Source organism: Amycolatopsis sp. NPDC004625, from assembly GCF_040609695.1.
GTDB lineage: Bacteria > Actinomycetota > Actinomycetes > Mycobacteriales > Pseudonocardiaceae > Amycolatopsis.
Genome location: NZ_JBEXKX010000009.1, coordinates 71,552 through 94,967, shown reverse-complemented (window position 1 = coordinate 94,967; position 23,416 = coordinate 71,552). Strand labels below are relative to the sequence as shown.

Sequence of the window (23,416 nt, the reverse complement as noted above, 5' to 3'; positions counted from 1 at the left end):
CCGTGGTCCGTTACGAGGACGGTCAGACCACCGTGAAGCTCGCCGAGAGCGTCGCCGCCGAGCTTGTGCCGACGTACACCTCGATCTTGCCCGGCTCCACGCGGAACCGGGCCGTGTTGTCGTAGAACCCGACGTCCTCCGGGGTGAGGGGGAACGACACCGTCGTCGACGCGCCCGCGGCCAGGGTCACCCGCCGGAAGGCGCGGAGGCGGCGGACCGGCTGGACGATGCTCGCGACCGGGTCGCGCAGGTAGAGCTGGACGACCTCGTCGCCCGCGCGGCCGCCCGTGTTCGTCACCGTGGCGGTGACGTCGATGCGGCCGCCGCGGGCCGGGAGGCGGGTGCCCGACAGGCGGAGGCCGTCGACGCGGAACGTCGTGTAGGACAGGCCGTGGCCGAACTCGTACAGCGGTCCGCTGGCCAGGTCCAGGTACTTGGACGTGTACTTGTTGGCCGGGTCGGCGGGACGCCCGGTGTTCTCGTGGTTGTAGTAGATCGGGATCTGCCCGACCGCGCGCGGGAAGCTCACCGGCAGCTTGCCGCCCGGGTTGACCACGCCGAACAGCACGTCCGCGACCGCGTGGCCGCCCTGCACGCCGGGGGCCCACGCCTCGAGGATGGCGGGGGCGTTGTCGTGCAGGTACGGGATCGTCAGCGGGCGGCCGTTGACCAGCACGACCACGAACGGCTTCCCGGTCGCCTCGATCGCGGCCACCAGCTGCTGCTGCACGCCGGGGAGGTCGATGCTGCTGCGGGCGGCCGCTTCGCCGCTCATCGCGGCGGTTTCGCCGACCACCACCACCGTCACGTCGGCGGCGCGCGCCGCCTGCTGCGCGGCGGCGAACCCGCCGGTGTCCGTTCCGTCGACGGTGCAGCCGGGGGTGTAGCTCACGGTCGCGCCGGGCGCCGCGGCCTTGATCCCGTCGACGACGGTCACCGGCGGCGTCGTCGACGCGCCGGTGCCGAGGCCCGCCCAGGTGCCGTTGAGGTCGTAGGTCGCCGCGCCGAGCGGCCCGACGACGGCCACCGAGCCGACGGTCTTCGCCAGCGGCAGCACCGGGCCGTCGTTCTTGAGCAGCACCATGCACCGCGCCGCGGCCTGCCGCGACGCCGCCAAGGCGGCCCGTGAAGGCGCTTTCACCTCGGCCGCCTCGTCGACGTACGGGCGCTCGAACAGGCCGAGCCGGAACTTCACGAGCAGGATCCGGCGGACGGCGTCGTCGATCTGGTCGCGGGTGATCCGGCGCTCGGCCAGCAGCCGCTCGGCGAAGCGGGCGTAGTTGGTGCTCACCATCTCCATGTCGACACCGGCCGGCAGGGCGGCCGCCGCGGCGTCCGCGCCGTCGCCGGCCAGGCCGTGCAGGATCAGTTCCTCGATGCCGGTGTAGTCGCTGACCACGAACCCGCGGAAGCCGTAGGTGCCCTTGAGGACGTCGTGCAGGACGTACCCGTTGCCGTGGGCCGGGACGCCGCTGATGGTGTTGAAGCTCGCCATGACGGTCGCGACGCCCGCTTCGACGCTGGCCTTGAACGGCGGCAGGTAGAGGTTGTGCAGCCGCTGCAGCGAGACGTCGACGGTGTTGTAGTCGCGCCCGCCTTCGGCCCCGCCGTAGGCGACGAAGTGCTTGGCGCAGGCGGCGACCCGGTCCGGCGCGGAGTAGTCGTTGCCCTGGTAGCCGCGGACCTTGGCGACGGCGAACTGCGTCGCCAGGTAGGGGTCTTCGCCGTAGCCTTCCGCGATCCGTCCCCACCGCGGCTCGTGGGTGACGTCCATCATCGGCGCGTACGTCCAGTGGATGCCGCTGCTGCGGGCCTCCTTGGCCGAGACGGTGGCGTCGGTGCCCGCGACGGCGGGGTCGAAGCTCGCGCCCTGGGCGAGCGGGATCGGGAAGTTCGTGGTGTACCCGTGGATGACGTCGAGGCCGAAGACGAGCGGGATCTTCAGCCGCGTCTGCTCGACGGCGATGCGCTGCAGGGCGTTCAGTTTCGCCGCCCCGACGACGGAGAAGACCCCGCCGAGCCGGCCACCGGAGAGGGCGGCCCGGGCGGTGGTTTCGTCGCCGACGAGCTGGAGCTGGCCGATCTTCTCGGCGAGGGTCATCTGCTTGAGCAGCGCCTCGACGCGCTGATCGCGCTCCGGCGGCCGCGCGGCGGCGTCGGTGGACTCGGCGGCGGCCGGCTGGGCGATCAGCCCGGCGGAGGCGATCCCGCCGGCGAGGCCGGCGAGCACGCTGCGCCGGTTCACCCCGCCCGCGGCCGAAGTTTCGTGGTTCACCTGCTGCGACATGGCGGGGACCCTTTCGCGGAGCAACGACGGCGGTGGCGAACTCCTCTGATCGGTCAGGCGTCCCCAGCCTAGGCCGCGCAAGGGCGGGCCGCAGTCCTCCCTGACGAGCCGAAGCCGTTACCAGGTGACCGGCAGCGCGACCGGCCCGCGCATGGCCATCCCGGCCCGCCACTCGATGTCGTCTTCAGGCACGGCGAGGCGCAGCCCCGGGAGCCGGGTCAGCAGCGCCGCCACCGCCACCTGGATGTCCATCCGCGCCAGCTGGGCCCCGATGCAGTGGTGCGGTCCGTGGCCGAACGCCAGGTGCCCCTTGGCGTCCCGGGTCACGTCGAGGCGGTCGGGGTCGGGGAACCGGCGCGGGTCGCGGTTGGCCGCGTGCTTCGCCAGAAGCACGGGTTCGCCCGCGCGCACGGTGCCGCCGCTGAGTTCGACGTCCGCCAGCGCGTAGCGAGGCAGGATGTCGGCGGCCTCCTGCGCCGGGACCCAGCGCAGCAGTTCCTCCACGGCGCCGGGCACCAGCTCCGGCCGGCTCCGCAGCAGGGCCGGCTGGCCGGGGAACCGGAGCAGCGCGACGACGGAGTTCACGATCTGGCACGCGGTGGAGTCGTACCCGGCGCCGAGCAGCATCACGGTCAGCTGCACGAGCTCGTCGGCGGTGAGCCGGTCGCCTTCCTCCTGGGCGACGACGAGGGCGCTGATCAGGTCGTCTTCCTGGTGCTCCCGGCGCCGGGCGGCGAGCCCGGCCAGGTAGCCGGCGAGCTCGCCCAGCCGCGCGAGCTTCTCGTCGTCGGTCAGCGCGGTGACGGACATGAACGCGGCGGCCAGCTCCCGGAAGTGGTCGCGGTCCGCGTAGGGCACCCCGAGCAGTTCGCAGACCAGCAGGCCGGGCAACGGCACCGCCAGCGCCGTCACCAGGTCGGCGGGCGGGCCGGCTTTCTCCAGCTCGTCCACCAGCTCGTTCGCCAGGCGTTCCGCACCCGCGCGCAGCCCTTCGACGCGCCGCACGGTGAACGCGTGCGCCAGCAGCCGCCGCAGCCGGGTGTGGTCCGGCGGGTCGAGGTCGGTCAGGATCGCGCCCATCCGCTGCGGGCCCAGCCGCGGCGTGTCCCGCACGGCCGCCTGCGCGAGGCTGAACCTCGGGTCGCCGAGCGCGATGCGGACGTCGTCGTACCGCGTGAGCAGCCATGCCTCGTCGCCGTACGGGAGCTTCACGCGGGCCAGCGGTTCCTCGTCGCGCAACCGGCCGTAGAGCGGATCGATCTCCAGCCCGATGGCCGGACCGAAGGGGTAGGAACGCACGTGCATGGCACCCTCCCGGAGCTCGACGCCGAGCTCCCCATGATGGCCCGGCGGGCCCCTCCTGGGTAGGGCGCTTACCGCTTGCAGGGACCGAAGTACCGGCACTCGATCAGGTCCCGCGGGTCGAGGGAGCGGGCCCGGGGCTCCAGGGTGTCGAGCAGGTCCGCGATCTCCGCCAGGTCCACCGCCCCCTCGGCGGTCAGGGCGAAGAACCGCTCCTGCGTGTCGTGCTCGGGGCAGCCGCTGCCGCGCAGGTTGCCCGCCGGCGTCACGCTGAACACCTCGTCGCCCCCGTCGCCGAAGGTGAAGTAGCCCTGCAACGGGACCGGGGTCGTGTCCGCGACTTCGTTGATCCGGCAGCCGCCGTAGGTGGCGGGGTAGTGCCAGCCCGCGTGGACGTCGTCGGCGAACCAGGCCTCGGCCGGGTCGCTGTCGCCGTCGAGGTGCCAGCCCCGTGCCGTGAGGAACTCGTGCACGCGGAGCTGGCGGGTGCGCGCCAGGTCGGTCGGCGGCGTCGTCATCTGCTTCCCTTCGGGCGAGGCTGGTTACCGGCCTTCAGTGTCGCCCGAGCACGTTTTCCCCGACCGGGTGACCCGTCCGTGAACCGGGACAGCACGCTCACACGATGCCCGCCGCGATCAGCTGCGACCAGATCTCGCCCTGGTCGACCACCTCGACGCCGTGCTTCTCGGCCTTCGTCAGCTTGCTCGCGCCCACGTCGGCACCGGTGATGAGCAGGTCGGTGCTCGCCGAGACCGACGTCGCCGTGGTCGCGCCCGCCTTCTCGCAGAGCCGCTGGAACGTCGGGCGGGGGACCTTCTCGCCCGAACGGGGATCGCTGATCGAGCCGGTGACCACCACCGTCTTGCCCGCCAGCGGCGCGCCGGCCGCGACGACCGGCGGGAGGTCCTCCTCGCGCACGTCGAGGGAAACCCCCGCCTCCCGCAGGCGCGCCAGCTCGGGCCGCAGCCGGGTGAGGTGCTCGATCAGCGACGCCGCCACCTTCGGCCCGATGTCCTCCACCGCCACCAGCCCGTCGACGCCCGCCTCCGCGACGGCCTCCAGCGAGCCGAACCCGGCCCGGCACAGGCGGGCGGCCGTGCCTTCGGACGCCATCGGGATCGCCAGCCCGATCAGCGCCCGGCGCAGGCCGACCGACCGGCTCGCGTCGATCGACTCGATCATCCGGGTCGCCGACACCTCGCCGATGCGGTCGAACTCGAGCAGCTTCTCCTTCGTCAGGCCGTAAAAGTCCGACGGGTGCTCCAGGATCCCGGCCTCGGCCAGCCGTTCGATCCAGACGCCGCCGATGGCGTCGATGTCCGCCGCCGCCCGCGACGCCCAGTGGATCAGCCGCCGCACGGTCTGCGCCGGGCAGGAGACGTTGGTGCAGAACAGTTCCCGGCTGTTGCCCTGCTCGGTCAGCGGCTGCCCGCACGACGGGCACGCGTCCGGCGGGACGATCTCCTGCTCGGCACCGGTGCGCTTCGAGGCGTCGAGCACGCCGGCGACGAACGGGATCACGTCACCGGCCCGGCGCACCAGCACGGTGTCGCCGATCCTGATGCCGCGGGCGCGGATCACCTCCTGGTTGGCCAGCGTCGCGCGGGTGACCGTCGTGCCGCCCACGAACACCGGCTCCAGCCAGGCGACCGGCGCGATCTTGCCCGTCTTGCCGACGTCCCAGACCACGTCGGCCAGCACGGTGGTCTTTTCCTCGGCGGCGAACTTGAACGCCAGCGCCCCGCGCGGCGAGCTCGACCGGGTGCCGGCCGCCGCGTAGGCGTCCCGGCTCGCCAGCCGCAGCACGGCGCCGTCGAGGTCGTAGTCCAGCTCGTTGCGCTGCCGCTCGATCTCGCCGATGACTTCCTGCGCCTCGGCCGCGCCGGCGCAGCGCCGCATGTCGGCCGCGGTGAAGCCGAGCGCGTGCAGCGCGCTGCCGAGGTCGGCCGCGGCGCTGTCGGGCTCGGTGTGGAGGTCGAAGGCGAAGAACCGCAGCCGCCGCTCGGCCACGGTCGCGGGGTCCTTCGCGCGCAGCGTGCCCGCGGCGGCGTTGCGCGGGTTGATCAGCGGTTTGTCCGGGTGCGCGGTGTTGTACGCGGCGAAGGTCGAGCGCAGCATGACGGCCTCGCCGCGCACCTCGACCCGCCCCGGCGCGTCGACCTGCTCCGGGATCCCGTCGGTCAGGGCCCGCACGAGCACCGTGACGTCGTCACCCGTCGTGCCGTCCCCGCGGGTGACGGCCCTGGCCAGGCGCCCGTTCTCGTAGACGACGGCCAGCGACAGCCCGTCCAGCTTCGGCATGACCACCACCGGCTGGCCGGGGAAGCGGTCGAAGAACGCCTCGACCTGCTCGGGCTTGGTCGCCTTGTCCAGGGACAGCATCGGGCGCGAGTGCCGGATCGGCGCGTGCAGCACCGCCGGCGCGCCGACCTGGTCGAGCGGGTTCGGGTCCGGCGTGAGCTCCGGGTGGGCCCCGATCAGGCTCCGCAGCTCGTCTTCGACCGCGTCGTACTCCGCGTCGGCCACCAGCGGCGACCCGCGGTAGTAGGCGTCGCGCAGCACCGTGATGCGGTCGGCGAGGTCCCGGATGCGTTCCTGAGCGTTCACGCCCCAGGACGTTACCGGGCACCCCCGACAAAACCGGAGCGACGGCCCGCCGACCGGCCGTTCTGGAGCAGCTCCGGGGTTACGCTGAAGATCATGCGATTCGCCATCAAGACCTCGCCCCAGAACACCGAATGGGCCGACGTGCTCGCCGTCTGGCAGGCGGCGGACGGGATCGAGCTGTTCGAGTCGGGCTGGACCTTCGACCACTTCTACCCCATCTTCTCCGATTCGGCCGGCCCCTGCCTCGAGGGCTGGGTGACGCTCACGGCGCTCGCCCAGGCGACGAAGCGGCTCCGGCTCGGCACGCTGGTCAGCGGCATCCACTACCGCCACCCGGCGCTGCTGGCGAACATGGCGGCCACCCTCGACATCGTCTCCGGCGGCCGGCTCGAGATCGGCGTCGGCGCCGGCTGGAACGAAGAGGAGTCCGGCGCGTACGGCATGCAGCTCGGCTCGGTCAAGGAGCGCAGCGACCGGTTCGAGGAGGCGTGCGAGGTGCTCGTCGGCCTGCTGACGCAGGAGACCACGACCTTCGAGGGTGAGCACTACAAGCTGACCGAAGCGCGGTGCGAACCGAAGGGCGTGCAGCGGCCGCACCCGCCGATCTGCATCGGCGGCAGCGGTGAGAAGCGCACGCTGCGCACGACCGCGAAGTACGCGCAGCACTGGAACTTCGTCGGCGGCACCCCGGAGGAGTTCACCCGCAAGCGTGAGGTGCTGCACCGCCACTGCGCGGACGTCGGGCGCGACCCGGCCGAGATCACGCTGTCCTCGCACGTCCGGCTGGGGCCGGACCTCGACTACGCGAAGGTCGCCGCGGAAGCGGAGGCCCTCGGGGCGGTGGGGCTGGACCTGGCCATCGTCTACCTGCCGCCGCCGCACACCCCGGCCGTGCTCGAACCGCTGGCGAAGGCGCTCGAGCCGCTGCGCTGACACGTCCGGCCCCGGGCCCACCGCCCGGGGCCGGCCCGGTTCCGGACCATGGTGTGAGCCGCCGATCGGCCGAATGCCCGGCGGAAATGATCGACGTTCGTCAATTTCTTTCTGTTACAGCGCAGGAATCGTTTCACTCGATCGAGTGAAACGGTGGGGTGGTACTCGAACGCCGATTGGCGGGGAGTAATCGCGACGGTAGAGTCGCCGCACTCGTCTTCCGCAATTCCGGAGCAGAAAGAAAAAGTCTTGGACTTCGAAGCACTGGCCGGCGAGCTGCGTACCCTGCGGGAAAGTGTCGCCGGGGTGACCGATACGGTCCTGGCCGCGGTCGACGGCATTCCGATCATCGCCGATGCGGCCGACGACATCGATCCGGCGAAGATCTCCGCGCTCGCCGCGGCCGACCTCGGGATCGCCCGCCAGGCCGCCGAAATCACCGGCAAGGGCACGCTGCGCCAGACCGTCGTGTTCGGCAGCGAGGGGTACATGGCCGTCTACGCCATCGGGCGGCTCGCGCTGATGGTGGTGCTGGGGGACAAAGGGCTGAACGTCGGGCGGCTGCTTTTCGAATCGCGGCCCGTCATCGAGCGGATCGGTTCGATCCTGGCCGCGTAGCAGGACGGCCACTCGTTTCACGGAAAGGATGCAGCATGATGATGAACATCGACACGGCACTCAAGGAAGCCATGTCGATCAGCGGCGCCGTCGGCGTGGCGCTGGTCGACTACGAAAGCGGCATGTCCCTCGGCACCAGCGGCGGCGGAGAATGGCTGGACCTGGAGGTCGCGGCGGCCGGGAACACCGAGGTCGTGCGGTCGAAACTGCGGGTGATGTCCTCGCTGGCGCTCAACGACTCCATCGAGGACATCCTGATCACCCTGCACCGCCAGTACCACCTGATCCGGCTGATGAACACGGTCGGCGCGCGGAGCTCCCTGTTCCTGTACCTGGTGCTGGACCGCGACCGGGCGAACCTGGCGCTGGCCCGGCACTACCTCAAACGGATCGAAGCGGACCTGCAGGTGTAGCCCGGGAGGAGGAGGCGATGACCGGAGGCGGCTCCCGCGCCGCACTCGTCATCGGCTCGGCGTTCGTGCACGACCTCGGTTCCCTGTTCCCCGTGACGATGAACCTCGCCGGCGAGGAGCTGGCGTTCACGTTCGTGTCCGCCTGCCCGTCACCCGACGCCGTCGAGGACTGGGTGCGGCTGCGGTCGGGCACCGTCGTGGCCGGCCGCGTGCCGCGCTTCTTCGTCGACGCGAACAGCAGGCGGATCCGCGTCGAGCTCGCCGGATCGGCGGTCCGGGCCCTGGTCGTGCTCGCGGACGAGGTGACGGCCGCACCCTCGCCGGTCCCGCGGCTCGGCCGCTGGCAGGACCAGATGCCCTGCCGCGTGCGCGGCGCGATGGACGAGCTCGCGCGGATGCTGTCGCGCTGCCACCACCACACCGGCGGCGCGGCACCCCTGATCGACCTGGAACTGGCCTACCGGCCGGACCGCGAATACGAGGCCCGGATCGCGGGCGCCCACGAACGGGTGCAGGCGTTCATCGCACCGGTCCGCCCGGTGCTCGCCCTGCGCTGGCGATCGGCGACTTCGGCGCAGCGCAAGGCATTCCTCGGCGAGGTGCGGGACGGCTCACCGGCCCGGGGATGGCTGCGGCGCCGGACGGTCACCCGGATCATGGGGATGGAGGTGGAGGTTTCGCTCTGATCGAGGGCCGGGCCGGTGCTCCGGCCGGGCGGGGCGTGGATCGCGGGCCGCCGCGCCCGGCCCGCCCCGCCGATCGGGGCGGGCCGAGCGCGTGCGTCCACACTGGACAGACCGGGTCAGCGCAGCTTGCCGAAGAACGCCCGGACGTCGGCCACCAGCAGGTCGGGCGCCTCCATCGCGGCGAAGTGGCCGCCGCGGCCGAACTCCGACCAGTGCACGATGGTGTGTTCCCGTTCGAGGGTGGCGCGGATCGAGACGTCCGTCGGGAACACCGCCACCCCGGTCGGCACCGGTGATCGCTCGCCCGCGCTCCAGGCGCCCGCGTGCGCGGTCTCGTAGTAGCAGTTGGCCGAAGAGCCCGCGGTGCCCGTCACCCAGTAGAGCATCACGTTGGTCAGCAGCAGGTCCCGGTCCACGGCGTCCTCCGGCAGCTCGGCCGCCGGGTCGGTCCACTCGCGGAACTTCTCGACGATCCACGCCAGCTGGCCGGCCGGGGAGTCGTGCAGGCCGTGGGCCAGGGTCTGCGGCCGGGTCGTCTGCACCGCGACGTAGCCCGACTGCTCGGTCCGCAGGTACTCGACCTGCTTCAGCCGCGCCCGCTCGGCCTCGGTCAGCTCGGTCCCGGCGGCCGGTGCGGTGAACGCGGCGAGCCCGTTCGCGTGCACGCCGACGACCTTGTCCGGGGCGAGCCGGCCGAGCCCCGGGCCGATGACGGCGCCCGTGTCGCCGCCCTGCGCGCCGTAGCGGTCGTAGCCGAGCCGGCTCATCAGCTCGGCGAACGCCCGGGTGATCCGGCCGGTGTCCCAGCCGGTCTCGCGGGTCGGCCCGGAGAACGCCGTGCCGGGCACCGAGGGGATCACCAGGTGGAACGCGTCCGCCGGGTCGCCGCCGTGGGCCCGCGGATCGGTGAGCGGCCCGATGACGTCGAGGAACTCCACGATCGAGCCGGGCCAGCCGTGCACGAGGACCAGCGGCAGCGCGTCCGGCTCGGGGGAGCGGACGTGCAGGAAGTGGATGTCCTGCCCGTCGATCTCGGTGGTGAACTGCGGGAACCCGTTCAGCCGCCGCTCGTGCGCCCGCCAGTCGTAGCCGTCGCGCCAGTGTTCGGCGAGCCCCTTGAGGTAGCTCGCCGGCACCCCGCGGCTCCAGCCGGTGCCCGGCAGGTCCGCCGCCCACCGGGTGCGGGCGAGCCGGTCGCGCAGGTCGTCGAGGACCGCGTCGGGGACGTCGATGGTGAAGGGCCGGATCGTGGTGGTCATGAGAACGACCCTAGGAACCGGTTAGGTCGGTTTCGGTCCTAGGTGGCGGGCAGACTCGGTGACATGGCGGAAACCTCGGCGCGGCTGCTGCGCCTGCTCTCGCTGCTGCAGACCCGCCGCGACTGGTCCGGCACCGAGCTGGCCGGGCGGCTGGAGATCACCCCGCGCACCGTGCGCCGCGACATCGAACGGCTGCGCGCTCTCGGCTACCCCGTGCTGGCCACCGCGGGCACGCCCGGCTACCGGCTGGGCGCCGGCGCGGACCTGCCGCCGCTGCTGCTCGACGACGACGAGGCCGTCGCGGTCGCGATGGGCCTGCGCACCGCGGCCGGCGGTTCGATCACCGGCATCGGGGAGACGTCGGTGCGCGCGCTGGCCAAGCTCGAACAGGTGCTGCCGTCGCGGCTGCGCCACCGGATCCAGGCCCTGAGCGCGGCGACGGTGCCGATGGCCGGGCCCGGCCCGACCGCCGACCCCGACACCCTGACCGCGATCGCCGCCGCCGTCCGCGATGCGCTGTGCCTGCGCTTCGACTACCGCGCGCACGACGGCACCGGGAGCCTCCGCACGACCGAACCGCACCGGCTGGTCCACACCGGGCGCCGCTGGTACCTCGTCGGCTGGGACACCGATCGCGCAGACTGGCGCACCTACCGCGTCGACCGCCTCCGGCCCCGCACGCCCACCGGACCCCGGTTCACCCCGCGCACCCCGCCGCCCGACCCCGCCGGGTACACGTCCCGGGCGATCTCGACCTCGCCCTACCGCTACCAGGGCCGCTTCACCCTGCACGTCGGCGCGGCGGCCGCGGCGGAGCGCGTCGCCCCCACCACCGGGACGCTGGAGCCGATCGACGAGCGCAGCTGCACGTTGCGGGCGGGCTCGGATTCCCTGGACGAGCTGGCCGTCTACGTGGCGGGTTTCGGGTTCGCGTTCACCGTGCACGAGCCGCCGGAGCTGCTCGAGCACGTGCGAGGGCTGGCGGCCAGGCTGGCCGATTCGGTCGGCTGAGCACACGGGACGCACGGCGCGCCGCGGGCCTCCCCGCGGCACGTCGACGCCAGCAGCAGCACCAGGAACAGCAGCGCGACGAGCCACACGCACCCGCCGCCTTCGGTGCGTTTCGCGCGGACTTCGACGCGGCCGCCGGGCAGCGTCCGCCCGTGCCGCCGGGCGTAGTGGCCGGCCTGCGTCGCGGCGCCCTGCGACTCGGTCTGCCAGGGCGTCCGGTACGAGCATTCGCCGCACCAGTACCGGTAGTTCGCGGCCATCGGGCCTCCTTCCTCGAAGGGGTTTCCGGGCCGGGCGGCCCCCGTCACCGCCCGGCCCGGAAGGTCAGGGGTGCCGGAGCGTCCGCATCAGCAGCCCGACGAAGTGGTCCAGGTCGGCCTGCAGGCAGGGCTGCTGGTTGTGCTTGCCGGTGCAGCCGGGCGCCCACGTGCTGCCGTCGCCGTAGTCGGCGAAGGTGAACGGGATGCCCTCGGCGGTCAGGGTGGCCGCGGTCACCAGGTTCGTCTCCCGCGCCCGGTTTTCGACGACCGCCTGGATCGGGTCGACGGTCAGGTCGCCGCCGTTGCCGGTGTAGAGGGCCACGCCCATGCCACGCAGGGCCGCCACGTGCTGGGCCGGGCTCTGCGCGGTCCAGATCCCGTCGAACGGCCAGACCGGCGGCCCGAAGATCGCGTCCACCGACGTCGTCGGCGTGCCGGACGCCGGGTCGAGCGCGGTCTCGGCCACCACCGCGCGCTGCTCGGGGTTCTGCAGGTCGAGCCCGCCGGAGAAGCTGCCGACGTAGCCGAACAGGTCCGGCCGGTGCTCGGCGTAGTGCACCGCGCCGAAGCCGCCCATCGAATGCCCGGCGATCGCGCGGCCGGTCCGCGCCGGGATCGTCCGCAGGTTCGCGTCGATCAACGGGATCAGCTGGCCGAGGTGGAAGTTCTCCCAGTTCTGCGTGCCCAGCGCACCGGGGTTGGCCCAGTTCGAGTACCAGCTGCGCCCGCCGTTGGGCTGCACGGTGATCAGCGGCGCCGAGCGCGTCGCCGATTCGGCGCTTTCCAGGTTCCGCTGCGTGTTGGGCAGGTCGGCGTTGCCGTGCAGGGCGTACAGCACCGGGTAGCGGGTGCTGCCGTCGTAGCCTTCGGGCAGGGTGACCATGACGACGTGCTGCCCGGGCGGCTGGCCCGGCAGCAGCGACGGCGTGGGCACCTGGTCCGAGTGCACGGCGAAGGTGAACGTGCGGGGGTGGCCGGCCACCCACGCGGGCTGCTCGGTGACGGTCAGCCCGAAGCCGTCGGCGAGGTGCGGTGGCCCGGTTTCGGCGGCCGCGACCGGGGCCGTGAAGGCCGTGACGGCGGCCAAGCCGGCCACCAGGGCTGCGGTGCGCACTGGGTGACTTTCCATGGCGGATCCCCTCTTCCGTGTCCTGTTCCGCCGTGAGCGTGCGGTTCGCGCAGGTCAGGGCGCCAGGACGCGGACCGGCCGAATATGGCCGGTCGGCACGCTAGGGTCGGACGGGACGAAACGCCGCTGCTGGGGGGATGCGCGGAAGTGACGAGCGGGTTCGGGGCGCTGCTGCGGGAACTGCGCCGGCAGGCCGGGATGACGCAGGACGAACTGGCGGAGCGGTCCGGGATCGCGGTGCGGACCGTCGGGCGCCTCGAACGCGACGAGGGCACCGACCCCCGGCTCGGCACCGTGAAGCTGCTCGCCGACGCGCTGGACCTCGCCCCGGCGGACCGGCGGCGCTTGCTGGCCGTGGCGACCGGCGGCACCCCGGACCCCGGCGAGGTCCCGGAAGCCGCCGTGGTGCGGCCGGTGCCCCGCGGCGAGCCGGCCGAGGCGGCCGAGCGGCTCGCCGAAGCCGTCGCCGGGCGGTGGCAGCGCGAGGAGGAGCAGCGCCGGATCCACGACCCGTTCCCGCTGCCGGTGCGGTGGCGGCCGCTGCCGGCCCGGCTGACCGACCACTGGGCCAACGTCCGCCGCGTCCCGGCGGGCGCGACGGCGGACGCGCTGGACCTGACCGGCGAACTCGGGGCGATCGCGGCCACCTACCGCCGGATCCCGTCCGGCCGGCTGGTGGTGCTGGGTCGCGCCGGGTCCGGCAAGACCGTCCTGACCCTGCGGTTCGTCCTGGACCGGGTGCGCGCCCGCGCGCCCGGCGATCCGGTGCCGGTGCTCTTCGGCCTCGGTTCGTGGGACCCGGGCACGACGGCGTTGCGGGACTGGCTGATCGAGGGCCTGCTGCGCGACTACCCGGGGCTGGCCGCGGCCGCGCCCGGCGGGTCGACGCTGGCCGCCGCGCTGGTCGAGGCGGGGCACGTCCTGCCGGTGCTCGACGGCTTCGACGAGATCGCCGACGGCCTGCACCGCGCCGCGCTGGAGGCGCTCAACAGCACCACCCTGCCGCTGGTGCTGACCAGCCGCCCGGCCGAGTACGCCGCCGCGGTCGCGGCGACCGACGTGCTGACCGCGGCCGCCGGCGTCGAGCTGGCCGACCTCACCCCGGACGACGTGCGCGGCTACCTGCCCCGCACGACCCGCCGCCCGGCGCCGGCCGGCGGCCCCGGCACGGTGTGGGACCCCGTCCTCGGCGAGGCCGGGCCCGCGCTCGCCGCCGTGCTCAGCACCCCGCTGATGGTCGTGCTCGCCCGGACCGTCTACAGCGACGCGCCGGGGGAGGACCCCGCCGTCCTGCTGGACACCGAACGGTTCCCGACCGCCGAGGCCGTCGAAGACCACCTGCTGGGCAGCTTCGTGCCGACGGTGTACCGGGACCGGCCGCGGTGGGATCCCGCGCGGGCCCGGCGCTGGCTCGGTCACCTCGCCCGCCACCTCGACCGGCTCGGCACGCACGACCTGGCGTGGTGGCGGCTGGGCGGTTCGCTGCGCCGGTCGTCGCGGATCCTCGCCGTCGTGCTCTCGGCCATGCTCGCCGTCGCCGTCGCCGACTGGCTCTACTTCCTGCCGGTGGACATCGCCGGGCTGGGCCTCCTGCCCGGGCTGGGCGCCGGGCTGCTGGACGGCCTGCTCGTCGGTGCGGTGGTCGGCCTGGCGTTCGGCCTGGTCCACGGGATCATGGTGGTCTACGGCGGGCTGGTGTTCGAGCCGTCCCGGATGCAGGTCCGGCTGCGCGGGCGGACGGGACGGCCCGAAGGCGGCCTGCTGCGCCGTTTCGCCGGCCGGTTCGGCGCCGGGCTGCTGGGCGGGTTCGTCGTCGGGCTGGGCTACGGCCCGGTGACCGTGCTGTCCCGCGCCGCGGCGACCGGGTTCGCGCCCGGGATCGGCGTCCTGGTGGAGACGGCGCTGGTCACCACGCTGGTGAGCGGGCTTGTGTTCGGCCTCGCCGCCGGGGCGACGTTCGGGCTCGTCGCCGTGCTGGAGACGCCGCTCGACATCGGCTCGGCGGTCAGCCCGCTGACGTTGCTGCGCGCCAACCGCACGACCGTGCTGCGCCAGGTGCTGGCGTTCGGGCCGCTGCTGGCGCTGGCCATCGCGGCCGGCGGCCGGCTCGTGGTCGACCTGCTCCAGGACGTCGTCGGGCCGCTGGTCTGGACGCTCTCGGGCGGGCTGGCCGTCGGCCTGATCGGCGGCGCGGGCGGGGCGGTCGCGTACGTGTTCGCCTTCACCGCGTGGGGCCAGTGGCTGGTGGTGACCCGGGTGTGGCTGCCGCTGACCGGCCGGCTGCCGTGGGCGACGGCCGCGTTCCTCGAAGACGCCTACCGCCGCGGGATCCTCCGCCAGGCGGGCGCGGTCTACCAGTTCCGCCACGCCCGGCTGCAGGACCACCTGGCCAGGAGGGCCGGCGGACCGGCGGACCGGGTCCCGGCGAGCTGAAGTCCGCCGGGCACCGATTCCTCCGGGCCCCGCGCGGTGTCTACGTCTTCGGAAGCGGCGGACGCCGGTGACCGGAGCAGGAGGAGACATCGGTGGGCACCAGGACTTCCCCCCGGCGGGCGGGGCCGGCCGCGGAGCGGGTACGGCGGCGGTGGGTGCTGGCCGTCACCGCGGCCGCGTCGGCGATGGTCGTGCTCGACGCACTGGTCGTGGCGGCCGCGCTGACCGCGATCCGGCGCGACCTCGGCGCGTCGGCCGCCGAACTCGAGTGGACGGTCAACGCCTACGGCCTGAGCTTCGCCGTGCTGCTCATGACCGCGGCGGCGGCCGGTGACCGCTGGGGACGGCGCCGGGTCTTCGCCGCCGGGGTGACCGTGTTCGCGGGGGCGTCGCTGGTCTGCGCGATCGCGCCGGACGCGGCAACGCTGGTCGCCGGCCGGGTGCTGCAGGGCGCCGGGGCCGCGTTCGTCATGCCGCTCGCGCTCGCCCTGCTCGGCGCGGCGTTCCCGCCGCAGGTGCGGCCCAGGGCCCTCGGGGTCTTCGCGAGCGTCAGCGGGGTGGCGGTGCCGCTCGGGCCGCTGCTGGGCGGCGCCGTCGTCGAAGGCGTTTCGTGGCCGTGGATCTTTTGGATCAACGTGCCGGTGGGGATCGCGCTGGTCTGCTTCGCGCTGACGCGGATCGAGGAGAGCCGCGGCCCGGACCCGGCCATCGACGTCCCGGGCCTGCTGCTGGCCGGCGCCGGCTCGTTCGGCGTCGTGTGGGGTCTGGTGCAGGGCACCACGGCCGGCTGGACCAGCCTGGCGGTCACCGGGCCGCTCGTGGCCGGCCTGGCGGCGTTCGGGGGGTTCGCCGCCTGGCAGCGCCGCGCCGCGCACCCGATGCTGCCGCTGCACCTGTTCCGCTCGCGCCGGTTCGCCGCCGGCAACGCCGTGATCTTCTTCCACTGGGCGTCCGCGCTCGGGGCGGTGTTCTTCATGGCCCAGTTCCTGCAGGACGGCCTGGGGTACGGGCCGCTGGCCGCCGGCCTCGCGCTGGCGCCGTGGGGACTGACGACGGCGGTCGTCCCGCAGGTGGCGGGCCGCCTGGTCGGCCGGTTCGGCGAACGGCCGTTCGTCGTCGCGGGGCTCGGGCTGCACGGTCTCGCCATGCTGTGGATCGCGCTGGCCGCCGGGCCCGCCGTCGGCTACTGGGCGATCGCGGCGCCGCTGGTGCTTTCCGGTACCGGGATCGCGATGTGCCTGCCGGCCGCGCAGAGCGCGGTGCTGACGTCGGTCGCCCCGCGGTTCCTCGGCAAGGCGTCCGGCGCGTTCAGCGCGATGCGGCAGCTCGGCGGGGCGTTCGGGGTCGCGGTGCTGGTCCTGGGGTTCTCGCTGGCGGGCAGTTACGCCTCGCGCGACGCCTTCACCGGCGGGTTCACCGCCGCCGCCGTGCTCAGCGCCGTGCTCGCCGCCGCGGGGGCGCTGGCCGGCTGTTTCATCCCGAGTCGCGAACATGAGGAGTGACACCGTGCCGGAGTCGAAAGCCCACGCCGAGCTGCTGCGCTCGCTGCACCACGGGAAGCTGCTGGTGTTGCCGAACGCCTGGGACGAGGCCAGTGCCGAGCTGGTCGTCGAGGCCGGGTTCCCGGTGGTGGCGACGTCCAGCGTCGCGGTGGCGGAGTCGCTCGGCCACCAGGACGGCGAGAAAGCGCCGTGGCGCGAGATGTTCGCCGCCGCCGCGCTGATCGCCCGCGCGGTACCGGTGCCGGTGACGGTGGACGCCGAGGCGGGCTACGGCCTGGCGCCCGAGCAGCTGGTCGCCGAACTGCTCGAAGCCGGCGCCGCCGGCTGCAACCTCGAGGACACCGACCACCGGGCGGGCGGGCTCACCGGCACCGCGGCGCAGGCGGACCGGCTGGCCGGGGTCCGCGCGGCCGCCGACGCGGCGGGCGTCCCGCTCGTGGTCAACGCCCGGATCGACGTCTTCCTGCCGCCGAGCGGCATCCCGGAACCGGACCGGGTCGCCGAGGCGATCCGCCGCGGCCGGGCCTACCGCGCGGCCGGCGCGGACTGCGTGTACCCGATCGGGATGTCGCACGCCGGCGACGTCGCTCGGCTGGTCGAGGGCGTGCCCGGGCCGGTCAACGGGAACCCGGGACCGGCGCTGGACCCGGCCACCCTGGCGGCGCTGGGGGTCGCCAGGGTGTCCTACGGGCCACGGTTCTACCGCGGCGGCCTGGCGGCGATGCGCGGGGCGCTCGAGGAGCTGCGGGATTCCCTTCGCTGACCGACGATGTCCCCGACGAACAGGAGGGTGTGTGTCTTCCGAAGCGATCTCCCGGACCGAGTGGCTGCAGGCCGAGTTCGGCTCGCTCCGCCCGGCGCTGGTCGCGCACTGCTACCGGATGACCGGGTCCTACCAGGACGCCGAAGACGCCGTCCAGGAAACCTGGCTCAAGGCCGCGCGCGGGCTCGCCGCGTTCGAGGAGCGGTCCTCGCTCAAGACGTGGCTCTACCGGATCGCGACCACCACGTGCCTGACCGAGCTGAACCACCGCAGCCGGCGGGTGCTCCCCGCCGGCCTCGGCGCGCCGTCGGACGATCCCGGCGCGCGGGTGCTCGCCGACGACTCGGTCGCGTGGCTCGGGCCGCTGCCGGACGCGGTGCTCGGCGACCCCGGCGAGGTCGTCGTGCGGCGCGAGTCGGTCCGGCTGGCGCTGGTCGCGGCGCTGCAGCGGCTGCCGGCGCGGCAGCGGGCGGCGTTTCTGCTGCGTGAGGTGCTTTCGTGGCCGGCCGGCGAAATCGCGGCCACCCTCGGTGTCAGCGTCCCGGCGGTGAAGAGCCTGCTGCAGCGGGCCCGCGGCTCGCTCGGCGAACTGGACCCGGACGACCGGCCGCCGCCCGGGCCGGCGCACGAGCGTGCGCTGCTCGACCGCTACATCGCGGCGTTCGAGGCCGAGGACACCGCGGCGCTGCGGGCCGTCATCCACGACGACTTCAGCCTCGAAGCCGTGCCGCACCCGGTGTGGTTCCGGGGCGTGGACGTGTGCCTGCCGTTCCTGGAGCGCGCGTTTTCGGCCCCGGGCGGTGCCGCGCGGCTGCGGCCCACCCGCGCGAACGGCCAGCCCGCCGCGGGCAGCTACCGCCCGGACGGCCCCGACGGGCTGTGGGTGTTCACGGTGCGGGACGGCCGCTTCTCGCGGGCGGTGAAGTTCCACGGCCCCGGGCTCGTCACGGCCGCCGGCCTGCCGGCCCGGCTCGCTCAGTGAGCGAGCAGCTTCACCGCGACCACGGCGAGCGCGATCGCCACCTCGACGACGAACAGCAGCAGCTTGACCGGCCACCGGACCGCGGTCCGCCGTGTCGCGACCAGGGCCAGCGCGGCGATGGTGAGCACCAGCGAGAGCGCGGCGATCCACAGGGCCGCGCTCAGCGGCAGCCAGCCGAGCGCCGCGGCGCCGACGCTGAGGACCGGCAGCAGGGCGGTCTCGACGACGTGCCCGGTGGCGGCGAGGATGTGGCGGAGGTCGTCCCCGCGGGGGAAGGTGCCGTGCGTGATCCGGTGCGCGCTCACGTCGGCGAACCCGCCGGCCAGGCCGAGCGCACCCATCGCGGCCGCGACGTCGGCGACGGCTTCGCCGGCGGTCGTGCTGCCCGCGTAGTTCAGCAGGAGCAGCACGGTGGAGAGGCCCACCAGGGTGGCGTACACGCGTTCCCGCAGGGCGGACACGGATCCCGCGGGCCGGGCTTCGGTCATGCCGGAACCCTAGACGCGCCGTCGTGCGCGGACCCGGCGGACCACGAAAACCGCGGCGGCGACGGCGATCCCGGCGAAGACGGCGTACTGGAAGAACGCCGCGTACCGCTCGACCCGCGGCCAGTGCCCGCCGAGCAGATAGCCCGCGCCGACGAGCCCGGTGTTCCAGATCAGGCTGCCGGCCGTGGTGAAGAGCAGGAACCGCCCGAACGGCATCCGTTCGACGCCGGCGGGCACGGAGACGAAGCTGCGGAACACGGGAACCAGGCGGCCGAGGAAGACGGCCTTGCCGCCGTGCCGCGCGAACCAGGCGGCGGTCCGGTCGAAATCGGCGGCCCGGACCAGCGGCAGCCGGCTCACGAGCCGCCGGGTGCGCTCGTGCCCGAGCCGCCGCCCGAGCAGGTAGACGACGACGGCGCCGGCGACGGACCCGAGGGTGGTCCAGAAGACGGCGGCGCCGAAGCCGAAGACACCCCGCCCGGCGGCGAAGCCGGCGAGGGGGAGGACGAGTTCGCTGGGCAGGGGCGGGAAGAGGTTGTCGAGCCCGACGACGAGGGCGGCCCCGGGCCCCCCGAGCGATTCCATCAGCCCGACGGCCCACCCGGCCACCCCGGTGAGCCCCTCGGTGAGCTCTCCGGAGGCGGATGGGGCGGCGGGGTGGGTCATGGGGTCCTTTCCGGACGGGCCCGGGGGCGGGGCGGCCGGTATCGCACCGTGGCGACCGGCCTGCCGCTCAGCTCGTTTCCTTCTGTGCCAGCGCATTCCGGGTGCGAAGCAGGCTGGCGCCGATCGCCGTCGCGAGGATGGCCGCGACCACGCCCAGGGACAGGGCCGTCGGGATCTTCCAGACGTCCAGCAGCAGCATCTTCACGCCCACCCAGACGAGCACCATGGCCAGTCCGAGCTTCAGGTACACGAACCGGTGCATGACGTCGGCGAGCAGGAAGTACATCGCCCGCAGGCCCAGTACCGCGAACGCGTTCGACGTGAACACGAGGAACGGCTCCTGGGTCACCGCGAAGATCGCCGGGATCGAGTCGACCGCGAAGACGACGTCGATCACTTCGATCAGCACCAGCACCGCGAGCAGCGGCGTCGCCACCCAGCGGCCGGCCTGGCGCACCAGGAACCGGCCGCCGTGGTCGCCGTCGGTGGTCGGGACGAGGCGGCGGAACACCCGCAGCACCGGGTTGTTGCCGTAGTCGACCGTTTCGTCGCGGTGCAGCGCCATCCGGATGCCGGTGATGACGAGGAACGCGCCGAACACGTACAGGATCCAGGCGAAGCTCGCGATCAGGACCGAACCCGCGGCGATGAACACCGCGCGGAACACCAGCGCGCCGATGACGCCGTAGAACAGGATGCGGTGCTGGTACTCGCGGGGGACGGCGAAGTAGCCGAAGATGATCGCGAACACGAAGACGTTGTCGACCGCCAGCGACTTTTCGATGACGTAGCCGGCGAAGTACTGGCCCGCGAACTCCGCGCCCCAGACCCACCAGACCACCGCGCCGAAGGCGAGCCCCAGCGCGACCCAGACGGCGGACCAGGCGAGCGCTTCGCGGACGCCGACCACGGAGGTCTTCCGGTGGGCGGCGAGGTCGATGGCGAGCATGGCCAGGATGACGCCGAGCACGGCGGCCCAGGCCCACAGCGGGACAGTCACGACACACTCCTCCGGTTCGGTGACGAACCGGAGGTCTCCCCGGTCACCCGAAGGTGACGCCGGCACCGGGCTGCTCTGGAGCAGCCGTACTGACGATGCCGGACCGGGCGGGTACTCCCCTCCGCTGCCACCAGAATGACGAACTCCACTTCGTCTGTCAAGTTCGGACGTCTACTGTGGCCGGTATGGCTTCGTGGACGTTCCTCAGCAACCACGCGCACGTCCTGCTGTGCGTGGCCGCGGATCCGGACCGGACGCTGCACGACATCGCCGCGCGGGTGGGGATCACCGAACGCGGCGTGCAGCTCATCCTCGCCGACCTCATCGCCGGCGGCTACCTCGAACGCGAGCGCGTCGGGCGGCGCAACCACTACAAGATCCACCCGGAAGGCCGGCTGCGCCACCCGCTGGAAGCGCACCACCGGGTGGCCGACCTCGTCGCGGCGCTCGGCCTCGAGCCGGGGAAGCCCGCGCCCGCCGGGTGAGCGCGGTCCGCGGCCGCGGACCGAAGACCACTCCTGTGGGTGACCGCCGGCCAGGTTCTCCGCCCCGGGCCGGCCATCTTCCCGTGCTTGCCCGGCGGGGGCGGCCGATCTACGTGCAGTGGGCATCCGCTCTTGCCGGTCTCCACGGGAAGCGCTTTCTCTAGCCTTCGGTGGGGGTGTCATGCTGCGTGCGTTCCTCGGGCCGGTGCTGCTCGCCACGGCGGTCCTGTCCGCGCCCTCCGCGGCACCGCCGCCGCAGACCGTGCGGGTCTTCTGGCTGCGGCCCGCCGACGTGCCGTTCGACCGGCGCCACCCGACGGCATCGCGGCCGTGGTGCGGGAAGCGCAGGCGTACTACCGGCACGAGCCGGGCCGGACGTTCCGGCTCGGCGACCCCGTCGTCGAGGTGGTCACCGGCGACCACCCCCGCCGGTGGTACGAGACCACGCCCGCCGGGCCCGACCGGTACTGGTGGGAGGTGACGAACATGCAGGACGAACTCCGCCGCCGGCTCGACCTGGACGCCCCGGACGGCCGGTGGCCGAACGTCGCCGAGATCAGCGCGCAGGGACCCGGCGGCGGGGGCGGCGGCAACGGCTGGGTGCTCCTGCCGGGCCACGACGCCGACGGCGCCGCGGGCCTCGGCGGCCCGCTGAACCGGTGGTACGGCGGCATGGTGCACGAACTCGGGCACGCGTTCGGCCTGCCGGACGCCGCCGGAACGGACGGCGCCCCGATGTCGGCGTCGTTCTACCGCTGTCCGGACACGCACTTCGACGCCCGGCAGAAGGCGGCGATCGGCACGGGCCCGTACGGCGGCTTCCTGTCCTGACCTGCCGCCCTACGACCGGGCGGTCACCAGCCAAGCCGCCGTGTCCGCGGCCACGACGCCGGGTTCGCCGCTGTGCAGCACGGTGTCACCCCACTCCGCGGGCGGCGTGAAGTCCGTCGCCCCGGTGTTGACCACGCACACCACGTCCCCGCGCCGGAACGCGAGCACGGTGTCCTCGCCCGTCCCGAGCCACTCCACCGCGCCCGGCCCGCCGAGGCCGAGTTCGCGCCGCGCCCGGATCGCGCGGCGGTACAGGTGCAGCGTCGACGTCTCGTCCTGGACGTCCGCCGCGTAGCCGGCGAACCACGCCGGCTGCGGCAGCCACGGCGTGCCCGTGCTGAACCCGAACGCCGGGGCGGCCGCCGACCAGGGCAGCGGGACCCGGCAGCCGTCGCGGCCCTTCTCGCGGCCGCCGCTGCGGTGGAACACCGGGTCCTGGCGGGCCTCGTCGGGGAGGTCCTGGACCTCCGGCAGGCCGAGTTCCTCGCCCTGGTACAGGAACACCGAGCCGGGCAGGGCCAGTACCAGCAGCAGCGCGGCCCGGGCGCGCCGCTCGCCCAGCTTGGCGTCGACCTCGCCGCGGGGGCGCATCAGGGCGGCGAACGCGTCGTTGCTCGGGGGCGCGGGCTCGGGACGGACGATGCCGTAGCGCGTGACCGCCCGGTGCACGTCGTGGTTGGCCAGCGTCCACGCCGCCGGGGCGCCGTGCACCGCGGTCCGGGCCGCCGCGCGCTCGACGGCGCCCCGCAGGGCCCCCGCGTCCCACGGCTGGACGAGCAGGTCGAACGAGAACGCCTGGTGCAGCTCGTCCGGGCGCAGGTAGGCGTCGAGGTCTCCCGGGTCGGGCACCCAGACCTCGCCGACCAGCAGCAGGTCGCGGTCGTAGCCCGCGGTGAGCGCGCGCCAGCGGCGGAAGATCTCGTGCACCTCCGGCTGGTTCCAGCTGTGGGCGTTGTAGCCGCCGCCCTCCCAGTCGCGCAGCGCCGCGTCCTTGATCAGCCCGTGGCAGACGTCGATGCGGAACCCGTCCACGCCGCGGTCGAACCAGAACCGCAGGATGTCGTCGAACTCGGCCCGGACCTCCGGGTTGCGCCAGTCGAAGTCGGGCTGCTCGCGGGTGAACAGGTGCAGGTACCACTGGCCGGGCGTGCCGTCGGGTTCGGTGACGCGGGTCCAGGCCGGCCCGCCGAACACCGACTGCCAGTTGTTCGGCGGCCCGTCGCCCCGGCCGTCGCGGAAGACGAACCGCGCGCGCTCGGGCGAGCCGGGCCCGGCGGCGAGCGCCGCGGTGAACCAGGGGTGCCGCTCCGAGCAGTGGTTCGGGACCAGGTCCATCAGGATCCGCAGCCCGCGCGCGTGAACCTCGGCGACCAGGCGGTCGAACGTCTCGAGGGTGCCGTACTCGGGGTTGACGCCGCGGTAGTCGGCGATGTCGTAGCCGTGGTCGGCCTGCGGCGAGGGGTAGCAGGGGTTGAGCCAGATCGCGTCGGCGCCGAGCCCGGCGATGTGGTCCAGCCGCCCGATCACCCCGCCGAGGTCGCCGACGCCGTCGCCGTCGCTGTCGGCGAAGGAACGGACGTAGAGCTGGTAGACGACCGCGTCGTCCCAGAACGAGCGGGCACGGGAGGAAGTCGCAGACACCCCGCGATCCTCGCACGCCGGGGTCGGCCGGGCCGCAGCTACCAGAGCGTCGTTGAGAAGATCCTGAGAGCGGGCCGGGTGGGGGAGCTGAACTCTCCGGGCGCGGCCGACGTGGCCTCC

The 23,416-nt window shown here is 73.8% G+C and carries 22 protein-coding genes; 11 read left to right on the top strand and 11 right to left on the bottom strand.

The genetic code is table 11. From position 1 onward, the window contains the following. Positions 1-22: 22 nt before the first annotated feature. The 4 genes from bglX to ligA all read right to left on the bottom strand — a co-directional run bounded on the left by bglX (position 23) and on the right by ligA (position 6,196). Complete coding sequence (gene bglX / locus ABZW17_RS12745; protein ID WP_354812683.1) at positions 23-2,287, bottom strand: beta-glucosidase BglX; 2,265 nt, start codon at positions 2,285-2,287, stop codon at positions 23-25. 117 nt (positions 2,288-2,404) lie between these two features. Further along, the gene (locus ABZW17_RS12740) at positions 2,405-3,592 is read right to left on the bottom strand and encodes a cytochrome P450 (protein ID WP_354812681.1); all 1,188 of its coding nucleotides are present in this window, start codon (positions 3,590-3,592) and stop codon (positions 2,405-2,407) included. A 68-nt stretch (positions 3,593-3,660) separates the two neighbouring features. After that, a complete protein-coding gene (locus ABZW17_RS12735) occupies positions 3,661-4,107 on the bottom strand; it encodes a hypothetical protein (RefSeq protein ID WP_354812680.1) in 447 nt (148 codons plus the stop codon). A 97-nt stretch (positions 4,108-4,204) separates the two neighbouring features. Then, positions 4,205-6,196, bottom strand: a complete 1,992-nt coding sequence (gene ligA, locus ABZW17_RS12730; protein WP_354812678.1) for an NAD-dependent DNA ligase LigA — start codon at positions 6,194-6,196, stop codon at positions 4,205-4,207. Between the two features lie 93 nt (positions 6,197-6,289). On the opposite strand from ligA, the gene ABZW17_RS12725 reads away from it, so the two are divergent. From ABZW17_RS12725 to ABZW17_RS12710, 4 genes are all read left to right on the top strand, one after another. Continuing rightward, positions 6,290-7,129: an LLM class F420-dependent oxidoreductase gene (locus ABZW17_RS12725; RefSeq protein ID WP_354812676.1), complete on the top strand. Its 840-nt coding sequence runs from the start codon at positions 6,290-6,292 to the stop codon at positions 7,127-7,129. 249 nt (positions 7,130-7,378) lie between these two features. Beyond that, entirely contained in the window at positions 7,379-7,747 is a 369-nt protein-coding gene (locus ABZW17_RS12720; RefSeq protein WP_354812883.1) for a roadblock/LC7 domain-containing protein, read from the top strand. A 41-nt stretch (positions 7,748-7,788) separates the two neighbouring features. Next, positions 7,789-8,160 (top strand): hypothetical protein, encoded by a 372-nt coding sequence (locus ABZW17_RS12715; protein ID WP_354812881.1) that lies wholly within the window; start codon positions 7,789-7,791, stop codon positions 8,158-8,160. Positions 8,161-8,177: 17 nt separating this feature from the next. Then, entirely contained in the window at positions 8,178-8,846 is a 669-nt protein-coding gene (locus ABZW17_RS12710; protein WP_354812674.1) for a hypothetical protein, read from the top strand. 116 nt (positions 8,847-8,962) lie between these two features. Here ABZW17_RS12710 and ABZW17_RS12705 read toward each other — a convergent pair whose 3' ends face one another. Next, complete coding sequence (locus ABZW17_RS12705; RefSeq protein WP_354812672.1) at positions 8,963-10,105, bottom strand: epoxide hydrolase family protein; 1,143 nt, start codon at positions 10,103-10,105, stop codon at positions 8,963-8,965. Positions 10,106-10,168: 63 nt separating this feature from the next. On the opposite strand from ABZW17_RS12705, the gene ABZW17_RS12700 reads away from it, so the two are divergent. Further along, positions 10,169-11,116, top strand: a complete 948-nt coding sequence (locus tag ABZW17_RS12700; protein ID WP_354812670.1) for a WYL domain-containing protein — start codon at positions 10,169-10,171, stop codon at positions 11,114-11,116. Here the strand turns inward: ABZW17_RS12700 and ABZW17_RS12695 are convergent. Both ABZW17_RS12695 and ABZW17_RS12690 read right to left on the bottom strand, forming a co-directional pair. After that, the gene (locus ABZW17_RS12695) at positions 11,014-11,376 is read right to left on the bottom strand and encodes a hypothetical protein (protein ID WP_354812668.1); all 363 of its coding nucleotides are present in this window, start codon (positions 11,374-11,376) and stop codon (positions 11,014-11,016) included. The two genes, ABZW17_RS12700 and ABZW17_RS12695, sit on opposite strands and share 103 nt — an antisense overlap. 64 nt (positions 11,377-11,440) lie before the next feature. Further along, positions 11,441-12,490: an alpha/beta hydrolase-fold protein gene (locus ABZW17_RS12690; RefSeq protein ID WP_354812666.1), complete on the bottom strand. Its 1,050-nt coding sequence runs from the start codon at positions 12,488-12,490 to the stop codon at positions 11,441-11,443. Between the two features lie 162 nt (positions 12,491-12,652). Between ABZW17_RS12690 and ABZW17_RS12685 the strand changes: the two genes are divergently transcribed. From ABZW17_RS12685 to ABZW17_RS12670, 4 genes are all read left to right on the top strand, one after another. After that, entirely contained in the window at positions 12,653-14,938 is a 2,286-nt protein-coding gene (locus tag ABZW17_RS12685) for a helix-turn-helix domain-containing protein (RefSeq protein WP_354812664.1), read from the top strand. Between the two features lie 92 nt (positions 14,939-15,030). Then, positions 15,031-16,440: a DHA2 family efflux MFS transporter permease subunit gene (locus ABZW17_RS12680; protein ID WP_354812662.1), complete on the top strand. Its 1,410-nt coding sequence runs from the start codon at positions 15,031-15,033 to the stop codon at positions 16,438-16,440. A gap of 4 nt (positions 16,441-16,444) precedes the next feature. Beyond that, positions 16,445-17,203, top strand: a complete 759-nt coding sequence (locus ABZW17_RS12675) for an isocitrate lyase/phosphoenolpyruvate mutase family protein (protein ID WP_354812660.1) — start codon at positions 16,445-16,447, stop codon at positions 17,201-17,203. A 31-nt stretch (positions 17,204-17,234) separates the two neighbouring features. Continuing rightward, positions 17,235-18,185, top strand: coding sequence for an RNA polymerase subunit sigma-70 (locus ABZW17_RS12670; RefSeq protein WP_354812658.1), 951 nt, complete (start codon positions 17,235-17,237; stop codon positions 18,183-18,185). On the opposite strand, the gene ABZW17_RS12665 is transcribed toward ABZW17_RS12670, so the two are convergent. From ABZW17_RS12665 to ABZW17_RS12655, 3 genes are all read right to left on the bottom strand, one after another. Beyond that, a complete protein-coding gene (locus ABZW17_RS12665) occupies positions 18,179-18,673 on the bottom strand; it encodes a hypothetical protein (RefSeq protein WP_354812656.1) in 495 nt (164 codons plus the stop codon). The genes ABZW17_RS12670 and ABZW17_RS12665 overlap by 7 nt on opposite strands. 9 nt (positions 18,674-18,682) lie before the next feature. Continuing rightward, a complete protein-coding gene (locus ABZW17_RS12660) occupies positions 18,683-19,339 on the bottom strand; it encodes a DedA family protein (RefSeq protein ID WP_354812654.1) in 657 nt (218 codons plus the stop codon). 67 nt (positions 19,340-19,406) lie between these two features. Beyond that, on the bottom strand, positions 19,407-20,339 hold the full coding sequence (locus ABZW17_RS12655; protein WP_354812652.1) for a TerC family protein: 933 nt from the start codon (positions 20,337-20,339) through the stop codon (positions 19,407-19,409). Between the two features lie 185 nt (positions 20,340-20,524). On the opposite strand from ABZW17_RS12655, the gene ABZW17_RS12650 reads away from it, so the two are divergent. Both ABZW17_RS12650 and ABZW17_RS12645 read left to right on the top strand, forming a co-directional pair. Further along, positions 20,525-20,824 (top strand): winged helix-turn-helix domain-containing protein, encoded by a 300-nt coding sequence (locus ABZW17_RS12650; RefSeq protein WP_354812650.1) that lies wholly within the window; start codon positions 20,525-20,527, stop codon positions 20,822-20,824. 330 nt (positions 20,825-21,154) lie between these two features. After that, positions 21,155-21,655: a hypothetical protein gene (locus ABZW17_RS12645; RefSeq protein WP_354812648.1), complete on the top strand. Its 501-nt coding sequence runs from the start codon at positions 21,155-21,157 to the stop codon at positions 21,653-21,655. A gap of 9 nt (positions 21,656-21,664) precedes the next feature. Here ABZW17_RS12645 and ABZW17_RS12640 read toward each other — a convergent pair whose 3' ends face one another. Continuing rightward, a complete protein-coding gene (locus ABZW17_RS12640; RefSeq protein WP_354812646.1) occupies positions 21,665-23,296 on the bottom strand; it encodes a glycoside hydrolase family 13 protein in 1,632 nt (543 codons plus the stop codon). Positions 23,297-23,416: the final 120 nt, after the last annotated feature.